Below are 21,560 nucleotides of genomic sequence, written 5' to 3'. Positions count from 1 at the left end.
TGGGGCGTCGCGTTGTGGGTAACTCATGTCTCAATAATGCGGACGCCGGCGCGGATCCTCGTAGACGGTGCTGGCGCGCACGATCAGTTCGACCGGCGCGACTTTTTCGACGGCCTGGGCCGGTTCCTCGGGATCGCGCAGCAGCAGTTCGACGCCGAGCGCGCCGAGTTCCTTCTTGTCGATGCGCAGCGTGGTCAGCGGGCGGTGGCCGAGCAGCGCGCCGGGGATGTCGTCGAAGCCGACGATCGAGATATCGTGCGGGACGCTCAGGCCGGCCGCCAGGCAGCAGCGCATCGCCGCCAGCGCGGCGGCGTCGTTGTAGCAGAACACCGCGTCCGGCGGATGGGGCAGGGCGAGCAGGGTCTGCATCGCCTCGTAGGCGCCGGTTTCGAGGTCGACGCCGTCGGCCAGCGTCACGTCCAGGCGCGGATCGGCCAGCACCCCGGCCTCGAACAGCGCCTGGCGGTAGCCGCGGTTGCGTTCGCGCACGCTGTAGTGGCTCAGCGGGCCGGAAATCATCGCGATGCGTTCGCGCCCCAGCTTGATCAGGTGGCGGGTGGCGAGCTGGCCGCCCATCAGGTTGTCGGGATTGACGGAACTGTAGCCGCGCAGCTTCATGTCGATCAGGACCAGCGGCTTGCCGGTGGCGCGCAGCGCGGCCAGCAGTTCCGGTTCGAAGAAGCCGGCGCAGACGATGGCGTCCGGCGCGTGCATGCGCAACTGGTCGTTGAGGCCGTCGGCCGGCCCCACCGCCAGGAAGGACAGCACGACGCCGCGCGCGCGGCAGGCCTCCTCGGCGCCGTGCAGCACCGGCGAATAGAAAGGGCTGCTGGCGGCGGTGTCGTGCTGCCGGTGCAGCAGGAAGGCCAGGCGGCGGATGCGTTTGCGGCGCAGCTTGCAGAAGTCGTAGCCCAGTTCGTGGGCCGCCTGCAACACGCGCTGGCGCGTCGCTTCGGTCAGGCCGGGCTCGTTCTTGAGGGCGCGCGAGATGGTGCCGGTCGAGACGCCGGCATGGCGCGCCAGGTCGCGCACCGTCACCGGCGGTCGTTCGCCGCCACGCTGGCCACCGTCGATGCCGCCCGGGTCGGGGGCACTGCGCGGGGCATCCGGGATCACGCTGTCTTTTGGGCTCGTGTCTGCGGACATGGGTCGTTTTATCGGTTTGTTGGATCGGATAAGTGTAGCCGTCTTTACTAAACAGTGTAATCCCGGCTATATTTTATATGTAAGAAACCGATTTCATAAAACAAAGAGAGACACCCTATGCGTTTTCGTAGCCTGACCTTGGTGGCCGCCCTGGCCGCCGCCTTCCCTGTTTTCGCAACTGCGGCCGATGCGGCCCCCAACGCCGCGGCCGAACCGGCCCAGAAACCCTGGCTCGACCGCTCGCTGAGCGCCGACCAGCGCGCCCAGCTTGCTGTCAAGGCCATGACCCAGCAGGAAAAGCTGGTGTGGGTGATGTCTTACTTTGGCCATGACTTCGGCAAGGGCAAGCGCATTCCGGAAGCGCTGCCGCAGTCTGCCGGCTATGTGCCGGGTTCGCCGCGCCTCGGCCTGCCGGCACTGTTCGAGACCGACGCCGGCCTCGGCGTGGCCTCGCAGGCCGGCCCCAACGTGCGCGAGCGCACCTCGCTGCCGTCGGGCCTGGCCACGGCCTCGACCTGGGATCCGAAGGTGGCGTATGCCGGCGGCGCGATGATCGGTTCGGAGGCGCGCGCCTCCGGCTTCAACGTGATGCTGGCCGGCGGCGTCAACCTGATGCGCGAACCGCGCAACGGCCGCAATTTCGAGTACGCCGGCGAAGACCCGTTGCTGGCCGGCACCATGGTGGGCCAGGCCATCAAGGGCATTGAATCGAACAACATCATCTCGACCCTGAAGCACTACGCCCTGAACGACCAGGAAACCGGCCGCAACGAACTCGACGCGCGTATCGACAAGACGGCCTTCCGCATGTCCGACCTGCTGGCGATGGAACTGGCGCTGGAACAGTCGGATGCCGGTTCCGTCATGTGCTCGTACAACCGCGTCAACGGCCCGTATGCCTGCGAAAACAGCTGGCTGCTGAACGACGTCCTCAAGCGCGACTGGGGCTTCAAGGGCTTCGTGATGTCCGACTGGGGCGCGACCCACAGCACCGTGGCCGCCGCCAACAATGGCCTGGACCAGCAGTCCGGCCATGAATTCGACAAGTCGCCGTACTTTGCCGGCGCACTGCTGGAAGCGGTCAAGACCGGCGCCGTGCCGCAGTCGCGCCTGGACGACATGGTCACGCGCATCCTGCGCACCATGTTCGCCAAGGGCGTGGTCGACAATCCGGTCAAGGAAGGCGGCGCCATCGACGTCGCCAAGAACAACGCGGTCAGCCGCCAGACCGCCGAAGAAGGCATGGTGCTGCTGAAAAACGACAACCGCGTGCTGCCGCTGGCGAAGACGGTGCGTACCATCGCCGTCATCGGCGGCCATGCGGATGCCGGCGTGCTGGCCGGCGGCGGTTCGTCGCTGGTGTATCCGCGCGGCGGCAATGCAGTCAAGGGCTTGCTGCCGGCCACCTGGCCGGGCCCGGTGATGTACCACAACTCGTCGCCGCTGCGCGCGATCCAGGCGCAAGCGCCGAATGCGAAAGTGGTCTATGACGACGGCACCGACCCGGCCCGCGCCGCGCGCGTGGCGGGCCAGGCCGACGTGGCGCTGGTGTTCGCGACCCAGTGGGTCGGCGAAGCGCTGGATGCGACTTCGCTGGCGCTGCCGGACCGCCAGGATGACCTGATCGCGACCGTGGCCGGCGCCAATGCGCGCACCGTGGTCGTGCTCGAAAATGGCGGCCCGGTCACGATGCCGTGGCTGAACAAGGTGCCGGCCGTGCTGGAAACCTGGTATCCGGGCACCAGCGGCGGCGAAGCGATCGCCAACGTGCTGTTCGGCGCGGTGAATCCATCCGGCCACCTGCCGGCCACCTTCCCGGCATCCGAGCAGCAGTTGCCGCGTGCGACGGTGGACGGCGATCCGAAGCAGCCGGAGATGCAGTTCGCCGTGACTTACACGGAAGGCGCGGCGCTCGGCTACAAATGGTTCGACCTGAAGGGCCACAAGCCGCTGTTCCCGTTCGGGCACGGCCTGTCGTACACCACCTTCTCGTACTCCGGCCTGAGCAGCCAGGTAAAGAACGGTCGCCTGCACGTGCGTTTTAAAGTCACCAACACCGGCAGCGTCGCCGGCAAGGACGTGCCGCAGGTGTACGTGTCGCCAACCGCCGGCGCCAAGTGGGAGGCGCCGAAGCGCCTGGCCGGCTGGGACAAGGTGGCGCTGCAGCCGGGCGAATCGAAGGAAGTCGAAGTCGCGGTGGAGCCGCGTGTGCTCGGCACCTTCGACGAGACCTCGCGCACCTGGCGCATTGGCAAGGGCAAGTACAAGCTGATGCTGGCCCAGGACGCCGCCGGCACCGGCGCCAGCAGCGTGACCGTGGACCTGCCGGCCAGCACGCTGGACGTGCGCGGCCGCGCGCGCTGAGGGGAGCAGCATGCAAGCTCGACTCGGCAGGATCGTGTTCGCCACCCTTGCCGGGTTGGCGAGCATCGGAGGCGCCGCTGCGCAAGCGGCGCCGGGCGACGACGGCTTCGTCGCCGTCAAGGGCAGTCATTTCGTGCGCAAGGGCCAGCCCTACTACATCGCCGGCACCAACCTGTGGTACGGCGGCTACTTGGGAGCGCCCAGCGGCGTCGGCCAGCGCGCGCGCCTGGTCAAGGAACTCGACCAACTGAAAGCGCTCGGCATCAACAACGTGCGGGTGCTGGCGGTGTCCGAAAAGACGGCGATGAAGAGCGCCGTCAGCCCGGCCACCACCAATGCGCCCGGCCAGTACGATGAACAGTTGTTGCAGGGCCTGGATTTCCTGATGGCGGAACTGGGCAAGCGCGACATGACGGCGGTGCTCTACCTGAACAACTTCTGGCAGTGGTCGGGCGGCATGACCCAGTACCTGAACTGGTTCACGGGCAGCCCGGCGCACGATCCGAACGCGAGCAAGGATTACGAGCGCTTCATGGCCGAGAATGCGCGCTTCTACGGCAACGACAAGGCGCAGGCCGCATACCGGCAAGTCATCGCACGCATCGTCGGGCGCGTCAACACGGTGACCGGCAAGCCCTACCGCGACGACCCGGCCATCCTGTCGTGGCAGCTTGCCAACGAACCGCGGCCCGGCAACAGCAAGGCGACCAAATCGGAGAAAACGGTTTATATCAAATGGATCGCCGACACCGCCCGTTACATCCGTTCGCTCGATGCCAGGCACATGGTCAGTAGCGGCAGCGAAGGCCTGGCCGGCTCAAGCCAGGACGAGCAGCTCTACCTGGAGGCGCACCGCACGCCCGACATCGCCTACCTGACTTACCACCTGTGGCCGGCCAACTGGGGCTGGTTCGATCCGAAACGGGCGGACCAGACCTGGGCCGGCATGATGGACAAGAGCCTGCACTACCTGAACGTCCATATCGACGATGCGAAGCGGCTGGGCAAGCCGATCGTGCTGGAGGAGTTCGGCCTGAACCGCGATGGCGCGTCCTTCGCCATCGGGTCCGGCACCGCCGTGCGCGACCGCTTCTACGGCGAGGTGTTCGGACTGATCCAGCAACGCGCGGCAAAGGGCGAGCCGATCGCCGGCTGGAACTTCTGGGCCTGGGGCGGGGCAGGGCGCGCCGCCAACGCCGACTACTGGTGGAAGCCGGGGAACGATTTCGTCGGCGATCCGCCGCAGGAAGAGCAGGGCCTGTACTCGGTGTTCGACAGCGATGCCGCCACGCTGAAGGTGATCGGCGCTGCGGCGCAGCGCCTGCATGGCCTGGAAGGAGGGGAGCGATGAAGCGCGCCTTTGCCACTCTCCTGATGACAGCCGTGAGCGTGACACCGGCCTGGGCCCAGAAAGCCGATGGCCTGGCCATGACCCCGCAGATGGGCTGGAACAGCTGGAACAAATTCGCCTGCAACATCGACGAAAAGCTGATCCGCGAGACCGCCGACGCCATGGTGAAACTGGGCCTGAAGGATGCCGGCTACCAGTACGTCAACATCGACGATTGCTGGCACGGCGCGCGCGATGCAAACGGCGAGATGCATCCGGATCCGCAGCGCTTCCCTTCCGGGATCAAGGCGCTCGCGGATTACGTGCACGCGCGCGGCCTCAAGCTGGGCATCTATTCGGACGTCGGCAACACCACCTGCGGCGGGCGTCCGGGCAGCCGCGGCCACGAATACCAGGACGCGCGCACCTATGCGGCCTGGGGCGTCGACTACATCAAGTACGACTGGTGCGACAGCAAGGGCCTGAGTGCCCAGGGCGCCTATCAAACCATCAGCGATGCGATCCGGGCCAGCAAGCGCCCGATGTTGCTGAGCATGTGCGAGTGGGGCGAGAACAAGCCGTGGGAATGGGCGGCGCCCATCGGCCATTCCTGGCGCACCACCGGCGACATCTACCCGTGCTGGGATTGCGAGATGAGCCACGGCTCGTGGTCGGCGCTGGGCATCCTGCGCATCCTGGATAAACAGGCCGGCCTGCGCAAGTACGCGGGGCCGGGCCACTGGAACGACATGGACATGCTGGAAGTCGGCATGGGCATGACGGAAGACGAGGACCGTGCCCACTTCTCGATCTGGGCGATGATGAATTCGCCGCTCATCCTCGGCAACGATCTGCGCTCGATGCCGGCGTCGGTACGCAGCATCATCGGCCGGCGCGAAGTCATCGCCATCAACCAGGACCCGCTCGGCGTGCAGGCGCTGCGTTTCTACAACCAGGGCCAGGTCGAGCTATGGGCCAAGCCGATGGCGAACGACGAGTGGGCGTTCATGATCCTGAACCGCGGCGAGGCGCCGCTGGCCTACCGCTACGACTGGCAGCAGCACACGATCGGCGACGATCTGAGCAAGCGCGAAGCGGACTTCAGGAAAACGACCTACCGCTGGACGGATGCTTGGACCGGCAAGAGCGGCGATACCGGCAAGCGCCTGGAGGTGACGGTGCCGGCACATGGCGTGGTGCTGCTGCGCCTGAAGAAGTCGTAAAAAAGCCTGGATCAAATGAGTGCGGCTACGTGCTCATTTGATCGTTTTATTCACACCAGTGGCAGCGCCGTGGTCTCCTTGATCCGCTGCAGCGCAAAGCTCGACTTCACGTCGAGCACCGCCGGGTGCCGCAGCAGCGTGCCCATCATGAAGCGCGAAAAGTGCTCCATGTCTTCCACGTGCACGCGCAGCAGGAAATCCATTTCTCCCGTCATCGCATAGCAGGCGATCACTTCCGGCCAGGACGACACCGCCTGGGCGAACTCGAAGCGCGGCGAGGTGGCCGGCACCCGCGCATTCGGCGCGCCCTCGGCGTGCTTTTCGAGGCGCACGTTCACATAGGCCAGCAGGCCCAGGCCCAGCTTGTCGGGATCGAGCAGCGCCACGTACTGGCGGATCACGCCGGCCTCTTCCAGCCGCTTGATGCGGCGCAGGCACGGCGACGGCGACAGGCTGACGCGCTCCGCCACGTCCTGGTTGGACAGCCGGCCATCCGATTGCAGGATGGCCAGGATCTTGCGGTCGGTTTTATCCAGCTCGATTTTTGACATGAATCCCCCTCGTCGGTCAGGTGTACCGCAATTTTATTGCGCAAATCATCCGGCGGGGGGAATTGATTGAAATTTAATGCTTGCGATAGCGGCCTATACTGGCCGGAACAATGACGCGGATACCGCGCAAAACCGATGACAACGGAGACACAAGCATGAATGCACCCCTGGACCGCTCCCAGCTGGAACCGGCGCAGCCTCAGCAAGATATCACCCTCGACGACAAATGGACGCTCGAGCGCGGCCGCGCCTTCATGACCGGCACCCAGGCGCTGATCCGCCTGCCGATGCTGCAGCGCGAGCGCGACGTGCGGGCCGGGTTGAACACCGCCGGCTACATCACCGGCTACCGCGGGTCGCCGGTCACCCAGGTCGACCAGACCGCATGGAAGGCGAAAAAACACCTGGACGCCCACCACGTCCACTTCCACCCCGGCATGAACGAAGACCTGGCCGCGACCGCGGTCTGGGGCACCCAGCAAACCAACCTGTTCAAGGATGCCAAGTACGACGGCGTGTTCGCCATGTGGTACGGCAAGGGTCCGGGCGTGGACCGCTGCGGCGACGTTTTTAAACACGGCAACGCCGCCGGCAGCGCCGCCCACGGCGGCGTGATCGTGCTGGCCGGCGACGACCATGCCGCGAAATCCTCGTCGACCGCGCACCAGTCCGACCACATCCTGCACCACGTCGGCATGCCGGTGCTGTATCCGTCGTCGGTGCAGGAATACATCGACTACGGCCTGCATGCCTGGGCCATGAGCCGTTTCAGCGGTCTATGGGTGTCGATGAAATGCGTCACCGACATCATCGAATCCGGCGCCGTGGTCGACCTCGATCCGGACCGTGTACAGCCGGTCATCCCGCGAGAGTTCGAGATGCCACCGGGCGGCCTCAACATCCGCTGGCCGGATGCCGTGCTCGACCAGGAAGTGCGGATGAATAACTATAAATGGTACGCGGCCCTGGCCTATGCGCGTGCGAATAAACTGAACCAGCTGGTCTGGGACAGCCCGAACCCCAAGATCGGCATCATCACCGCCGGCAAATCCTATCTCGACACGCGCCAGGCGCTGGCCGACCTCGGCATCGACGAGCAGGCCGCGCGCGAGATCGGCTTGCGCGTGTACAAGGTCGGCATGACCTGGCCGCTGGATTCGATCGGCGTGCACGAATTCGCCCAGGGCCTGGATGAGATCCTGGTGGTCGAGGAAAAGCGCCAAGTGCTGGAATACGCACTGAAGGAAGAGCTGTACAACCTGCCCGACGGCCAGCGCCCGCGCGTGGTCGGCAAATTCGACGACAGCGGCGAATGGAGCGTCAAGACCCGCTCCGGCCAGGGCGACTGGCTGCTGCCCGGCACCTACGAACTGAACCCGGCCCAGATCGCCCGCGCGATCGCCTCGCGCATTTCGCACTACTGCGCCGGCCACCCGGTCGCCGAACGCGTGCGCGAGCGCATCGCCTTCCTCGAAGCCAAGGAGCTGGTGCTAAAGGCGATCCCGGTCAAGGCCAACCCGGACACCGACCGCATCCCCTACTTCTGCTCGGGCTGCCCGCACAACAGTTCGACCAAGGTGCCCGAAGGCTCGCGCGCCCTGGCCGGCATCGGCTGCCACTACATGGTGCTGTGGATGGACCGCGAAACCTCGACGTTTACGCACATGGGCGCCGAGGGCACGACCTGGATCGGCCAGGCGCCGTTCACCGACGAAAAACACGTGTTCGCCAACCTGGGCGACGGCACCTACTTCCACTCGGGTGTGCTGGCGATCCGCGCCTCGGTCGCCGCCAAGGTCAACATCACCTATAAAATCCTGTACAACGACGCGGTGGCGATGACCGGCGGCCAGACCCACGACGGTCCGCTCGACCCGGCCAAGATCAGCCGCCAGCTCGCCGCCGAAGGGGTGAAACCGATCATCGTCGTCACCGACGAACCGGAAAAATACCCGGCCGATTATCCGTGGGCGGAAGGCGTCACCGTGCGCCACCGCCTCGAGCTGATGGACGTGCAGAAGGAATTGCGCGAGATGCCGGGCGTGTCGGCCATGATCTATGACCAGACCTGCGCCTCCGAGAAGCGCCGCCGCCGCAAAAAAGGAGAGTACCCCGACCCGGCCAAGCGCGCCGTGATCAACGAAGCCGTGTGCGAAGGCTGCGGCGATTGCTCGAAGCAGTCGAACTGCCTGTCGGTCGAGCCGCTGGAGACGGAACTGGGCCGCAAGCGCCAGATCAACCAGTCGTCCTGCAACAAGGATTTTTCGTGCGTGACCGGGTTCTGCCCGAGTTTCGTCACCGTCGAAGGCGGCGGTTTGAAGAAGCCTAAAAAGACGACCACCACCGAAGCCAAGCCGGCGGTCTTGCCGGCGCCGCGCATCCCGTCGACCGAGACCCCGTTCGGCATCCTGGTCACCGGCATCGGCGGCACCGGCGTGGTCACCGTCGGCCAGATCCTGGCGATGGCGGCCCACGTCGAAAACAAGGGCGCGCTAGTGCTGGACATGAGCGGCCTGGCCCAGAAGGGCGGTCCGGTGATGTCGCACGTGCGCCTGGCCGACCGCCAGGCCGACCTGCACTCGACCCGTGTCGGCACCGGCAATGCGGACCTCGTCATCGGCTGCGACCAGATCGTCACCGCCAGCCGCGACGCGCTGTCGCGCATGGGAGAAGGGCGCACCTGGGCCGCGGTGAACGCCAGCGGCGCCACCACCGCCGCCTTCATCAAGAATCCGGACTGGCAATTCCCGGGCGAAGGTTCGCGCGGCGCCATCCTGCAGGCCTGCGGCGCGGACAACGTCGATTTCATCGATGCTGGCCAGATCGCCACCAGCCTGATGGGCGACGCCATCGCCACCAACATGTTCATGCTCGGCTACGCTTTCCAGAAGGGCCACGTGCCGCTGCAGGAAGCCTCGATCATCAAGGCGATCGAACTGAACGGCGTATCGGTCGGTTTCAATAAAGCCGCCTTCGAGTGGGGCCGCACTGCCGCGCACGACCTGGCCTCGGTCACGCGCATGACGACGCCCGCCAAGGTGATCGAATTCAAGCGCGCGCAAAGCCTGGACGACCTCGTCAACCGCCGCGTCGCGCTGCTCACCGCCTACCAGAACGCGGCCTATGCCCAGCAATACAAGGGCTTCGTCGACGGAGTGTGCGCGGCCGAGGCGAAGCTCGGCAAGGGCACGCGCCTGACCGAAGCGGTGGCACGCTACCTGCACAAACTGATGGCCTATAAGGACGAGTACGAAGTCGCGCGCCTGTACACCGACCCGGCCTTCATGGACAAGATCAACGGCATGTTCGAAGGCGACGTCACATTGAAATTCCACCTGGCGCCGCCGCTCATGGCGAAGAAGGACAAGCAGGGCCACCTGGTGAAGCAGGAATTCGGGCCGTGGATGATGAAGGCCTTCGGCGTGCTGGCCAAGCTGAAAGGTTTGCGCGGCACCGCGCTGGATCCGTTCGGCCGCACCGAGGAGCGCCGCATGGAGCGGGCACTCATCGGCGACTATCGCCGCACCGTGGAGGCGCTGCTGCCGAAGCTGACGGCCGACAACCTGGCGCAGGCGGTGGCGATTGCCAGCGTGCCGGAAGACATCCGCGGCTTCGGTCACGTCAAGGAGCGCCACCTGGCGGCGGCCAAGCGCAAGGAGGCCGAGCTGGTGGCGGCTTTCCATGCGCCTGGAGTAGCACCGCGCGCAGCCTGATCCCGCCTGCGCGGGCGTAACATGAAACGGCCATGTTCGCGCTGTCATCACAGTGCGAACATGGCCGTTGTATTTTTATCCCGCTGTTACTTTTGGTTGGATTCATGCAAGAGGGGCGCGACTATAATCAGATGCATGAATCCGCTCCTTCCTACCCGTAATGCATTGGCCGGTCATGCGACCGCGCTTCGTCTGGCCGCCTGCGCGCTCGCGGCCGCTTCCCTGCTCGGCGCCTGCGGCGGCGGTGGGGGAGGCGGAGGCAGCTCGGTGGCGCCGGGTACCACCGGCACCACGCCGGGGACCACCACGCCGGGCACTACCACGCCCGGCACGATCCGCACCCCGGACGTGATCCCGAACGATTACCAGGCCTACGCCAACCTGTGCGCCAAGCCGCGCAGCGGCGTCGATGCCATCACCGGCCAGACCTTCCAGGACCGCCAGGGCACGCTGCTGGATGAAATGAAATTCCTGCGCGGCTGGGCCGACCGCAATTATCTGTGGTTCAACGAAATCCCGACCAATTTCTACATGGCGGATTTCACCAACACGCTCGATTATTTCGACAAACTGAAGACCCCGGCCACCACCGCCTCGGGCAAGCCGAAGGACCGGTTCCACTTCACCTACACGACGGCGGAATGGAATGCGCTCAGTACGGCGAGCCAGGAAACCGGCTACGGCGTGACCTGGGCCGCGAATGCGTCGAAGGCGCCGCGCACCTGGATCGTGGCCGCGGTGGAACCGAACTCGCCCGCCGCAAGCGCCGGCCTGCAGCGTGGCGATACGCTGGCGACCGTGGATGGCGTCGATTTCGTCAACACCAACACCGAGGCCGGCATCGACATCATCAACGCTGGCCTGTATCCGACGCGCAGCGGCGAGACGCACCGCTTCGGCCTCAAGCGCGGCGGCGTCACCCTGGACGTCAGCTTGAGCGCGGCCGTGGTCACGTCGGCCTCGGTGCAGAATGCCAAGGTGATCGACACCCCGACCGGCAAGGTTGCCTACCTGACCTTCAACGATTTCAACGCGACCGCCGAAAAGCAGCTGATCGACGCCTTTACCCTGTTCCAGGGCCAGGGCGTGAACGACCTGGTGATCGACATGCGCTACAACGGCGGCGGCCTGCTCGGCATCGCCGCCGAGCTCGGCTACATGGTCGCCGGACCGGCTGCGGCCAACAAGACCTTCGAGCGCCTGATCTACAACAGCAAGACCGCGCCGGACGCACCCTTCACTTTCGCCACCAAGGCCTACGGCTTCAGCGCGCCGAACGCGGTCAGCAGCGGGCAGGCCCTGCCTTACCTCGGCCTGAAGCACGTGACCGTGCTGACCACGGGCGACACCTGCTCGGCCAGCGAATCGGTGATCAACGGCTTGCGCGGCATCGACGTGCAGGTCGACATCATCGGCGGCGCCACCTGCGGCAAGCCCTACGGCTTCACCCCGGTCGACAACTGTGGCACGACGTATTTCTCGATCGAGTTCCAAGGCGTGAACGCGAAGAACTTCGGCGACTACGCCGACGGCTTCGCGCCGACCTGCACCGTGGCCGACGACTTTGCACACGCCCCGGGCGATACGGCGGAAGGCCTGCTGGCGGCGGCGCTGGCTTACCGTACCGGCAAGGCTTGCCCGACCAGCCACGCGAGCGCGGTGCCGCTGAAGCTGGTGCGGCCGGCGGCGAAGGAGGTCAAGGTGTTACAGCGGCAGCATTGAATTATTGTTGGCCGCAAGACCGTCGCCCCCGCGAAGGCGGGGGTCCAAGTTCTGCATGCGCCGTCGAAACGCGTGCAACTTGGGCCCCCGCCTTCGCGGGGGCGACGATTTTAAGGTGAACGATGTTCTCGAACGTAGCGCTCCGCCACCGCCCACTATTGCCAGTCTATAATTTCCGGCTCATCCCCAACCCGCCGGAGTCCTCCCGATGTTGCGTTCCGCATTCCTGCTCGCCCTGCTTGCCGCCACCCCCGTACTGCACGCCGCTCCCGACCTCGTTACCGTCTCCGAACGCTCCGGCTTCACCGCCACCGGCCGTTACGACGAAGTGGTCAAGCTGTGCAGCGCCTTCCAGCAAGCCTATCCGAAGCAGGTCAAATGCTTCCAGTTCGGCACCACCCCGGAAGGCCGGCCGATGCTGGCGCTGGCGGTCAATGCCAACGGCGTGTTCACGCCCGAGGCCGCGCGCCGCCACAAGCTGCCGGTAACGCTGATCCAGGGCGGCATCCACGCCGGCGAGATCGACGGCAAGGACGCCGGCTTCCTGGCGCTGCGCGAAATGCTGGACAACAAGGTCGCTCCGCGTGTGCTCGACAAGCAGGTGCTGCTGTTCGTGCCGGTGTTTAACGTCGACGGCCACGAGCGCTTCGCCAAATGGAACCGCCCGAACCAGCGCGGCCCGGTCGAGATGGGCTGGCGCACCACCGCCCAGAATTTCAATCTGAACCGCGACTATGTCAAGGCCGACGCGCCCGAGATGCAAGCCATGCTGGCCATGGTCAATGCCTGGGATCCGCTGACCTATGTCGACCTGCACGTGACCGACGGCGCCATGTTCCAGCACGACGTCTCGATCCAGGTCGAGCCGGTGTATTCGGGCGACCCGGCCTTCCGCCAGGCCGGCCTGGCGCTGCGCGCCGGCGTGATCGAGGACATCAGCAAGCAGGGCTCGTCACCGCAGTCGTATTACATGTCGTTCAAGGAAACCGACGACCCGGCCTCGGGCTTCGTCGACAGCGTGTCCGACCCGCGCTTTTCGACCGGTTATTTCCAGCTGCGCAATCGGATGGCGATGCTGGTCGAGACCCACTCGTGGAAGGACTATCCGACCCGGGTGCGCATTACCCATAACGCCTTCGTGTCGGTGCTGCAGCAGGTGGCGCGCCATGGCCAGGCCTGGCAACAGGCCGCGCTCGATGCCGACGCGCGCGCGACCCGTATCGCCGGCCAGCCGGTGGCGCTGACATATAAAACCACCGACAAGACCACGATGGTCGACTTCCAGGGCTATGCCTATACGCGCACGATGTCCGACGTGTCCGGCATGCTGATGACCCGCTACGACGAAAGCAAGCCACAGGTCTGGCATGTGCCGCTGCGCGACGAGGTGGTCGAAGACCTGCAGGTGAAAGCGCCGGGTGCCGGCTACGTGGTGCCGGCGGCCTGGGCGCAGATCGTCGCCGCCAAGCTGGTCCAGCACGGCATCAGCTACCGCGCCCTGGACAAGGCGGTGGACGGCGCCGTCGTCGACACCTTCCGCGCCGACAAGGCCAGCTTTGCGCCGACCTCGTTCGAATCGCACCAGCGCCTGAAAGTCGAAGGCAGCTGGAAGCGCGAGCCGCGCACGCTGGCCAAGGGTGCGCTGTTCGTGCCGATCGCCCAGCCCAAGGCGCGCCTGGTGATGGCGCTGTTCGAGCCGCAGGGGCCGGATTCGCTGCTGGCCTGGGGCGAGTTCAACAACGCCTTCGAGCGCAAGGAATACATGGAAGAGTACGTGGCCGAAGACGTCGCGCGCGAGCAGATGGCAAAGGATCCGGCGCTGGCCGCAGAATTCCGCAAGAAGGTCGAGACCGACGCCGCGTTCGCCAAGAACCCGCACGCCCGCCTCGAATTCTTCGCGCGCCGCCACCCGTCCTGGGACGAGCGCCTGAACCTGTACCCGGTGATGCGCACCGACAGCGTGCTGTAATGCGCGTGCTGTAAAGCGCTCACCCCTGATGCATGTCCACGCGCGCACCTGAGGGTGCGCGCTAGACTGGGGCGATTGCCTTCATGGTCTGCGCCCATGCATCGCCTCCTTCATCGGTTTCATCGGCCTCATTGGCTTACTCATTGGCTCGTTCAGCGGCTCGATGTCCGCCAGGCCTGGGCGGCGCTCCTGGTGCTGACGTTTCCCTTGCTGAGCCTGGTCACCGGCTTCGGCATCGGCTTGGCCGGTTTCCTGTTCCTGTTCACCGCCTGCCTGTGGTGGCGCGGCTGCCTGGCGGCCCTGCGCGCGCACTGGCCGCAGACGCGCTGGGTGCTGCTGGCCTTCCTGCTGCACCTGGCATGTGTGCTATGGCTCGCGCTGGGACGCACGCACGGCGCCAACGCGGTCGACGGACCGCTGCGCATGTGCAGCGCCGGCGCCGCCATGCTGGTGGTGCAGGCCGGCCGGCCATCCTTGCGTGCGCTGTGGCTGGGCGTGGCCGGCGGGGCGCTGCTGGGTGCCGGTTTCGTCGGCTGGCAGCGCCTGGCGCTGGGCATGGAACGGCCGGGTGGTCTGCTCAATCCGATCACCTTCGGCGATCTCGCACTGTGTTTGTCCCTGCTGGCGTTGGTCGGCGCGGCTGCGGTCCGCCACGCTGTGCTGCGCGCGATCGCGGCGCTCGGCGTCGCATCGGGGCTGGCAGCCTCGCTGCTGACCGGCAGCCGCGGCGGCTGGCTGGCGCTGCCGGCCGCCTTCGTGCTGCTGGCGGCGGCCAGGCAGCAGGCATTGCTGCCGCGCCGCCTGGTACTCGGCGTGGCCGTGCTGGCCTGCGCGCTGGCGCTCGCTGCCTATGCCGTGCCGCAGACCCGGGTGCATGCGCGCGTCGCGGTCGGCGTCGAGGACGTCCAGCGCTACCTGGCCGGCAGCCCGGTCGCCACCTCGATCGGCGTGCGCCTCGATCTATGGAAGGCGGGGCTGCGCCTGGCCGCGGAACACCCGTGGCGCGGCCTCGACACGCCAGCCTATAAACGCCGCATGCGCGCATGGGTCGCGGCGGGCGAACTCAGCCCGGCCGTGTTCGCGCCGCCGGAACCGCCGCACATGCACAACGACGCCCTGCAGGCACTGGTCACGCGCGGCATTCCCGGCCTGTTGGCCTGGGCCGGCATCCTGCTGCTGCCTTTCCTGTTTTTCCGGGCCCAGCTGGCACGCGCGCCGGGAGCGGCACCGCGTGCGCAACCGACCCAGCGCCAGTCGGCCGCGCTGGCCGGCATGCTGGTGGTGCTGGCCTATGCCGCCTTCGGCCTGAGCGAAGTCATATTCTGGTCGATGAAGGGCAGCCTGTTCTATGCCTTGATGGTGTTCCTCCTGATGGGCTGGTGCCTGGTGGACGAGGAAGCCGGGGCCAGTGCAGACAGCAGGCTGACCGGCGGTGTAACCGACGCCGCCACCGACGCCGCAACTGCCGGCACGGCAGACAAGGCCGCGGCTGACACGGCTCCCGGCATGATGCAGGCCGGTCAAGCGCGGCCGGGACCGGCGTCGGCCGGACCCTGAGACGGACCGGCGATATCTTGCGCTGGACCGGTCACCGCGCTTGGCGGATCGGCTGCGCCCCGGTGTGGACCGACAGCGTGCGTTGGCAGCTGGGCCAGCGTTTCCGGAAACGGTCCCAGCCGCCCACGGAGGCCGTCGCCGATCGCGCGCAGCAGGATAGCGACCGCGCCGCGGCGCAGGCGGCCGCCGCTGGCGCCCCACAGCGCCAGCCCGAACAGCAGCGTGACCACGGTCGGCACCACGGGCAGCGTGGCATAGGCGCGCGCCACGGCGATGCGGTTGCGGATGGTGAAGTAATGCTTGGCGCCGAACGGCCCCGCGCGCAGGCGGGCGCGGCGTGCCCGCAAATGTTCGACCACGCTGGCGGGCACCAGCCATACAGAGCGTCCGGCGCGTCCCAGGCGCAGTGCATATTCGGTGTCGTCGTAGCCAAGAAAAAAGCCGCGCTCGGGCATGCCGACCTCGGCGATGGCACCCGCCGCGACCAGGAAGCCGACAAAGGACGCGGTATCGACGCGGCAGGGTGGGCCGTCATAGGCGGCACGCGGCAGCGGCAGTTCGATGGCGCTCGGCAGATGATAGCGGCGCCGGTGGCGCAGGGCGATGTCGCCGAATTCGCGCACCGTGCCGCACACGGCGCCGATGCGGGCATCGGTGCCGGCTACCGTGTCGAGCAATTGCGCCAGCGCGTCCGGGCGCGCCATCGCATCGTCGTCCAGCAGCCAGATCCAGTCGTGGCCGGCCGCAAAGGCGTGCGTCATGCCGAGCGCAAAGCCGCCAGCACCGCCGAGGTTGGTGTCGGAACGCAGCAGTGTCGCCTGATGCCGGCGCGCCGCTTCGGTTGCACTGCTTGCACCTGTTGTGCCGGTTGCGCCAGCGTTGGATGCACCATTGCCGGCTGCGCCATTACTTCCTGCGCCGTTACCGGCCGGGCCATCGCCGGCCGCGCCAATGCCGGCCGCGCCAATCGTGGCCGGCATGCAGGGCGGCTCACTGCCGTTGTCGACGACATAGATGGCATCCAGCGGCCGGGTCTGGGCACGCAGCGCGGCCAGCGCCTGCAGCAGCAGCTGCGGACGGTTGTGGGTGACGAGGACGGCGCGACGCGCATGCTGGGTCCGTTTCAATGGCGTTCAGCCGCGCGCCAGTTGCCGTACCATGCGGGCTGCCAGCCGGCGCACCGGGTGATGCGGCCGGTTCGGGTCGAACAGCAGCCCATGCAGCGGGCGGCTATGCGCGAAGGCGCGGCGCGCCAGCGCTTTCTGGCGCCGGCGCGCCGCGATCAGTGCATGCAGCGGGGCCGGATCGGCCACCCCGACCAGCGTCGGATTGGCCAGCGCCAGCCAGTCCAAGTGCATCAGGTTGTTGAGGCGCTGGAACGGCGAGTTGCCGACCCAGCCGTATTTGTCGAAGCGCAAGCCGATCTGCCATGGGTCGAGCAGCATCGCGTCCTGCGCCAGGAAGCGCCGGTAATCCACCAGCACGGTGTCGGACACGTCGTTCAGGAAACTTGGTACGGTATAGCCGCGTCCATGCGCAAAATGCAGGCACAGGTATTGTTCGACTGCAAAGCGCGCACGGAACTGGCGCTCGAACACGGTGGAGCCGGCGGCGTGGTCCTGGCTTTCATACAGGCGCGCATCCTTGGCCAACATCGGCGGTGCCGCCCAGTAGTCGCGCAGCAGCGGCGTCGGGCCGAACTGGAACCAGTCGCTCAGGTGGAAAGGCAGCCGCTCGAACATGCTCGGGTCGAGCGTGAAGAAGGACGAGGCCAGCAGGCGGTCGCGGCCACCGTCGAGCGCAAGCTGCTCGCGGTAGTAGTCGATGAAGCCGCCATGCTCGAGGCAGCAGTCGGTGCGCAGCTTGGCCGCATACGGGGTCTCCACCGCAGCCAGCCCGGCGCGCGTGCTCAGCAGCTGGCGGTTGATGTTGTTGGCCTTGTTGTCGCCGAGTTTCAATGGCGCCAGGCCGCCCGGGTCCGCACTCTCCACCACCGCATCCACCTGCAGCCCCGGCGGCAGTTCGGTGCCGGCCCAGGTGGACAGGACGATGCACGCCCCCGGCAGTACCTTGCGCGTGAGCCGAATATTGCGCGCAAAGTCCTCGTGCTCGCGCGTGACATAGGGTTTGACGGCGCCCTGGAACACCAGCGTGATATCAGTGGTCTTCATGGGCGCGCCTGTCCTGCGGTTGCGTGCTCGATCGATCCGGCCGGCTGCCCGGCTGAACGCCCAGCTGATCTATATAGCGGCGCAGCGGCGCATCGGGCCGCCGCGGCACGCGCTTGACGCCGTACAGCCCGTGGCGGTCGAACACGCGCCATTTGCCGTGGCCGTCGGACAGCCACTCGTAGGGCGCCAGCGCCTCGGCCCGGTCGTGGGCAATGCGCTCGACCCAGCCGCGGTCGATGCGGTGAAAGCCGGAACGGATCATCAGGAATTCCAGTGCGCGCCGCGGCAGCCAGCGCGCATCGCCGCAGCGGCCGATGAAGGGGTCGACCACGGCCAGCACGCGCCAGAACACGCGGTCGAAGCGGTGCACTTCCGAAAACACGTAGGGCGTACCGGCGACCGCCGCACCGCAGGCATGGGCGATCGTCGACAGCCAGACTTCCTCGCGCGGATACGGCACCGGCGCCGGCTGGCGCGCGGCGTGCTTGACGATGTCGGCGATCTCGTAGAGCAGGGCGGCGTCGTAGCTCGATCCTTCGACCTGGGATCCGAGCGCGGGCGCATCGCCGAGGCGCTTGCGCAGCGCCAGCAGCGGCTGGTCGCCCAGCGCCGCCCCCGCAAAACGCCAGCGGCTACCCGGCCGGATCGGGCGCCGGTGCAGGAAATTGCCGTCCCTGTCGAGATGGCTGCCCAGGCCGCGCCGCACCAGCATGTCGTTCGAGGAGTGCAGGCAGATGCGCGTACAGGCCGGCAGCTGGCGCCGGATCCAGGCGATGTTGGCCAGGTGCGCCAGCAGGATATTGCCCCAGCCGGTGGCCAGGCGCTGCGGATTGACGACGGCGTTGGCGCAGCCGCCGGCGGCCAGCGCGGCTTCCAGCTGGGCCGGCGTGAAGCGGGCGTCGGCGGAGACGTGCAGCACCACCTGCGCCGCCGGCAGGAAGGCGGCGAAGTTGGCCAGCTGCCCGGCGATCACGGCGGGACGCGTGTGCACGGGCAGCGAGACGCAGATCAAGGCAGGCTCCGGTGCGAGGCCACCAGTGCGCCGTATTCGGCCGGGGTGCCGGCGAAATGCACGCGGCTGGCCGGCGCTTCGTCGTACACGATGTGGCGCCCGGCTTCGATCAGCGTGTTGTACAGCGGCGCCACGTACAGTTCGCCCCAGCGTTCCAGGTAGGCAGCCGGGCTGTGCAGAGCCGCTTCGCAGGCGGCGGCAAAATCGGCGGCGCGCGCGAAATAATACAGGCCGGTACAGCACAGGCCCGAGATGCGGCTTTTTTCTGCGGTTTCGGCCACGCGCCGGGTGAACGAAGCGGCCGGGCGCACGAAGGACCAGTGCTCGCCGGGGGCATGCACGACGTCGAGATAGCCGTCGCTGTGCGCCGCCTCCGCGGGAAAGCGGTAGCCGGGGCGGATGGTGTCGATGTTGAAGATCAGGATCGCGTCGTTGGCGGGACATCCGGCTTCGCGCAGCCCGAGCAGTACGGTTTCGGCCTGGCCACGCGTGGGCGCGGCCAGCGTGACGACGCGGCGGTCGGCGATGCCCAGGCGTTCGCACTCGGCGCCGATGAACGCTTCGGCGCTGCAGCCGGCGCGCGCCACGAACAGGAAGGATTCGCTATCGAAATAACGTTCGAACGAGCGCATGCAGCAGGCGAACAGCGACTCGCCCTGCAACGGCAGTTCGTACTTGGGACGGTCGTAGCCGGCTTCACGGAAGCGCCGGCTCTGGCCCGCCATCGGGATGACGATCATCGGATTTCCATTCCAGGTAAAGCCTGATGCCGTTCGCCATCAGCGCCTGCTGGCGCCGCGGGTCGTCCGCATGCAGGGGAAGCATCGACAGGAACAGCAGCACCATCGCCGGATGGCACTGCCACTGCGCGGGCCGGCGCCCGGCAAAGGACGTTGCGGCGAACAGGCGCTGCACCGCCAGGCAGCGTTCGGACAGCACACGGAACTGCAGGGCCTGGCCCTCGGCCCGCAGCAGATAGAAGCCGGCGACGATGAAGTCGTACAGACCCAGCACCGAATGCGCCAGCTTGCCGAGGTCGTAGCGCAGGTCGCCGAAGCGGGCCGGACGGCCAAGGGCATCGGTGCCGCGCGGGTCGACCATCTTGACGCGGCCGGCGCGGAAGTCGAACAGAATATTGCTGAAGCAAAAGTCCCCATGCAGGAAGGCCGGCACTGGCGGCGTTGCCAGCAGAGCCGTGCCGGCATGCGCGGCGATCTCGTGCAGCGAAGGTGCCGGGCGTCCGTTGAGGGTCCAGGGCGCGTCCAGGTCGATGCCGGCCTGCCCGGCATAGGCCTGCAGGCGCTGTACGGTCTTGTCGACCCAGGTCTGGCGCAACATATCGTCATCCAGCCGGGCAGGATCGAGGCGGGCAGCGTCGAGCCTGGCGGTCGCCTCTGGCGGCGCGGCCGCCAGGCTGCCGGCCGTGCGCAGGTAGGCGTCGCAGGCGCGGAAGATGCGGTGCCAGACGCGCTCCGGCAGGCGGCCGAACACGTACAGCTCGTTCAGTGCGGCCAGGTGCAGGTATTCGAGCTGGTAGGCACAGACAGCAGGGCCACCGCGGCCATTGCCGTCGTCCGCCATGGTGCGGCAGATGTAGGGCGCCAGGTAGGGCTTGATTTGCGCCGGCGCCTGCTCGAACCAGCTCGCCTCGGCCATGATCTTGGCGCTGTCGCTGCCGGACTTGGTGACCACGCCGTCGGCCACCCGCAGCTGGTTGAAGTGGCGCTGGGTGGTGATGATGCGCTTGGAATCGAAATAGGTGTGCACGTGGCCGAAGTCGAGCCAGCGCGACACCGTCCAGTGCGCCAGGCCGCCGACGGCGCGGTCGTAGGCGCGCACGGCGGCGATGAAGTCGTCGGTCGCCTCGAGCTGGGTGCGCAGCAGGCCGGCGTCGGCAAACGAGAACAGTCCGGTCCAGGTGCCACCCGGCTGGCCGCTGGACGGCGCTTCCTGGTACCAGTCGTAGTATTCGTCGGTGTGGCCGACCGCCAGCCAGTCGCTCCCTTCGCGCAGCGGGTCGGTGATCAGGGTGTCGCCGTACAGGATGTCGAGCGGGCCGGCGGCGCCGGTCGGGGGGACGACCTCGAGGAATTCGCGCACGGCGGCCCCCAGCGCCGCGCCCGGCGTGGTGCGCAGCACGTCGACGCGGTGCTCGCGCAGCCACAGCGTATCGGCTTCGTCGAGGCGGAAGTCGTCCGGCACCGTCAGGCAGATGCGCTCGTGCAGGCGGCCGAACTGGCCGATCTGGTAGGTGTACAGGCGGCGGTTCCCGACCGGCAGGAAGGCAGGCGGGATGCGCCCGAACTCCGCCGCGAGTTCGCTTTCGACGTAGGCGCCCGAGGTGATGAGCAGCATTCAGGCACCGGCCTTTTCGGCGGCAAGCAGGGCGTGGATGGCCGGCAGCGAATAGCGCAGGAATTCCGATGGCCGGATCGACTTGTCGTCCACGTAGAAGCCTTCCAGGCCGCACCACGGTTTGCCGACGTAGATTTCGTCGAAGGGGACGTCGTGCCGGTCGAGCCAGTCGAGGATGGCCGGCAGCGTGTGCGCGTTGATCTTGCCGATGTTGCCGTCGAAGGTGCGCATGTTGCGGCTGGTGCTGATGACGATGTCGAAGCCGTTGGCGCGGTATTCGCGCAGGCGCGCGATCAGCGCCAGGTTGGGCAGGGCATGCGCATAGCGGGCCGGGGCCGGCTCGGGGGATGCCGTGCAGGGCGTCGCCGCACCGGGCGCCGCCACGTCAGCGGGCGCCGTCAGCGCGATGGTGTCGTCGAGGTCGATGATCAGTCGTTTCATGCGCCG

Annotated in this window: 15 protein-coding genes; 7 read left to right on the top strand and 8 right to left on the bottom strand. The window is 67.2% G+C overall.

Going from position 1 to position 21,560, the window contains the following annotated elements:
* Positions 1-30 precede the first annotated feature (30 nt).
* Positions 31-1,146 (bottom strand): LacI family DNA-binding transcriptional regulator, encoded by a 1,116-nt coding sequence (locus U1H99_RS13095; protein ID WP_323142185.1) that lies wholly within the window; start codon positions 1,144-1,146, stop codon positions 31-33.
* Positions 1,147-1,263: 117 nt separating this feature from the next.
* Between U1H99_RS13095 and U1H99_RS13090 the strand changes: the two genes are divergently transcribed.
* From U1H99_RS13090 to U1H99_RS13080, 3 genes are read left to right on the top strand one after another with little or no spacing between them, the layout of a single operon-like run.
* The gene (locus U1H99_RS13090) at positions 1,264-3,510 is read left to right on the top strand and encodes a glycoside hydrolase family 3 C-terminal domain-containing protein (protein ID WP_323142184.1); all 2,247 of its coding nucleotides are present in this window, start codon (positions 1,264-1,266) and stop codon (positions 3,508-3,510) included.
* A gap of 10 nt (positions 3,511-3,520) precedes the next feature.
* Entirely contained in the window at positions 3,521-4,861 is a 1,341-nt protein-coding gene (locus U1H99_RS13085) for a glycoside hydrolase 5 family protein (RefSeq protein WP_323142183.1), read from the top strand.
* Positions 4,858-6,063 (top strand): glycoside hydrolase family 27 protein, encoded by a 1,206-nt coding sequence (locus U1H99_RS13080; RefSeq protein ID WP_323142182.1) that lies wholly within the window; start codon positions 4,858-4,860, stop codon positions 6,061-6,063. Before U1H99_RS13085 ends, U1H99_RS13080 begins: the two co-directional genes overlap by 4 nt.
* 50 nt (positions 6,064-6,113) lie before the next feature.
* Here U1H99_RS13080 and U1H99_RS13075 read toward each other — a convergent pair whose 3' ends face one another.
* Complete coding sequence (locus U1H99_RS13075) at positions 6,114-6,614, bottom strand: Lrp/AsnC family transcriptional regulator (protein ID WP_141835931.1); 501 nt, start codon at positions 6,612-6,614, stop codon at positions 6,114-6,116.
* Positions 6,615-6,769: 155 nt separating this feature from the next.
* Here U1H99_RS13075 and U1H99_RS13070 point away from each other — a divergent pair, with 155 nt between their 5' ends.
* The 4 genes from U1H99_RS13070 to U1H99_RS13055 all read left to right on the top strand — a co-directional run bounded on the left by U1H99_RS13070 (position 6,770) and on the right by U1H99_RS13055 (position 15,575).
* On the top strand, positions 6,770-10,327 hold the full coding sequence (locus tag U1H99_RS13070; protein WP_323142181.1) for an indolepyruvate ferredoxin oxidoreductase family protein: 3,558 nt from the start codon (positions 6,770-6,772) through the stop codon (positions 10,325-10,327).
* A 135-nt stretch (positions 10,328-10,462) separates the two neighbouring features.
* A complete protein-coding gene (locus U1H99_RS13065; RefSeq protein WP_323142180.1) occupies positions 10,463-12,049 on the top strand; it encodes a S41 family peptidase in 1,587 nt (528 codons plus the stop codon).
* Positions 12,050-12,257: 208 nt separating this feature from the next.
* Positions 12,258-14,018: a M14 family metallopeptidase gene (locus tag U1H99_RS13060; RefSeq protein ID WP_323142179.1), complete on the top strand. Its 1,761-nt coding sequence runs from the start codon at positions 12,258-12,260 to the stop codon at positions 14,016-14,018.
* Between the two features lie 192 nt (positions 14,019-14,210).
* Positions 14,211-15,575 (top strand): O-antigen ligase family protein, encoded by a 1,365-nt coding sequence (locus U1H99_RS13055; protein ID WP_323142178.1) that lies wholly within the window; start codon positions 14,211-14,213, stop codon positions 15,573-15,575.
* Here the strand turns inward: U1H99_RS13055 and U1H99_RS13050 are convergent.
* From U1H99_RS13050 to U1H99_RS13025, 6 genes are read right to left on the bottom strand one after another with little or no spacing between them, the layout of a single operon-like run.
* Positions 15,539-16,702: a glycosyltransferase gene (locus tag U1H99_RS13050; protein WP_323142177.1), complete on the bottom strand. Its 1,164-nt coding sequence runs from the start codon at positions 16,700-16,702 to the stop codon at positions 15,539-15,541. The two genes, U1H99_RS13055 and U1H99_RS13050, sit on opposite strands and share 37 nt — an antisense overlap.
* A 6-nt stretch (positions 16,703-16,708) precedes the next feature.
* Complete coding sequence (locus U1H99_RS13045) at positions 16,709-17,746, bottom strand: WavE lipopolysaccharide synthesis family protein (protein WP_323142176.1); 1,038 nt, start codon at positions 17,744-17,746, stop codon at positions 16,709-16,711.
* Positions 17,733-18,758, bottom strand: a complete 1,026-nt coding sequence (locus U1H99_RS13040; RefSeq protein WP_323142175.1) for a hypothetical protein — start codon at positions 18,756-18,758, stop codon at positions 17,733-17,735. The genes U1H99_RS13045 and U1H99_RS13040 overlap by 14 nt, the downstream gene beginning before the upstream one ends.
* Complete coding sequence (locus U1H99_RS13035; protein ID WP_323142174.1) at positions 18,755-19,498, bottom strand: glycosyltransferase family protein; 744 nt, start codon at positions 19,496-19,498, stop codon at positions 18,755-18,757. Before U1H99_RS13035 ends, U1H99_RS13040 begins: the two co-directional genes overlap by 4 nt.
* On the bottom strand, positions 19,455-21,113 hold the full coding sequence (locus U1H99_RS13030) for a hypothetical protein (RefSeq protein ID WP_323142173.1): 1,659 nt from the start codon (positions 21,111-21,113) through the stop codon (positions 19,455-19,457). Before U1H99_RS13030 ends, U1H99_RS13035 begins: the two co-directional genes overlap by 44 nt.
* Complete coding sequence (locus U1H99_RS13025; protein WP_323142172.1) at positions 21,114-21,554, bottom strand: HAD family hydrolase; 441 nt, start codon at positions 21,552-21,554, stop codon at positions 21,114-21,116.
* Positions 21,555-21,560 lie beyond the last annotated feature (6 nt).

The organism is Massilia phyllosphaerae, assembly GCF_034659755.1.
GTDB lineage: Bacteria > Pseudomonadota > Gammaproteobacteria > Burkholderiales > Burkholderiaceae_D > Telluria > Telluria phyllosphaerae.
The sequence above is the reverse complement of the archived record's forward strand: the minus strand, read 5'-3'. Positions and strand labels throughout refer to the sequence as shown.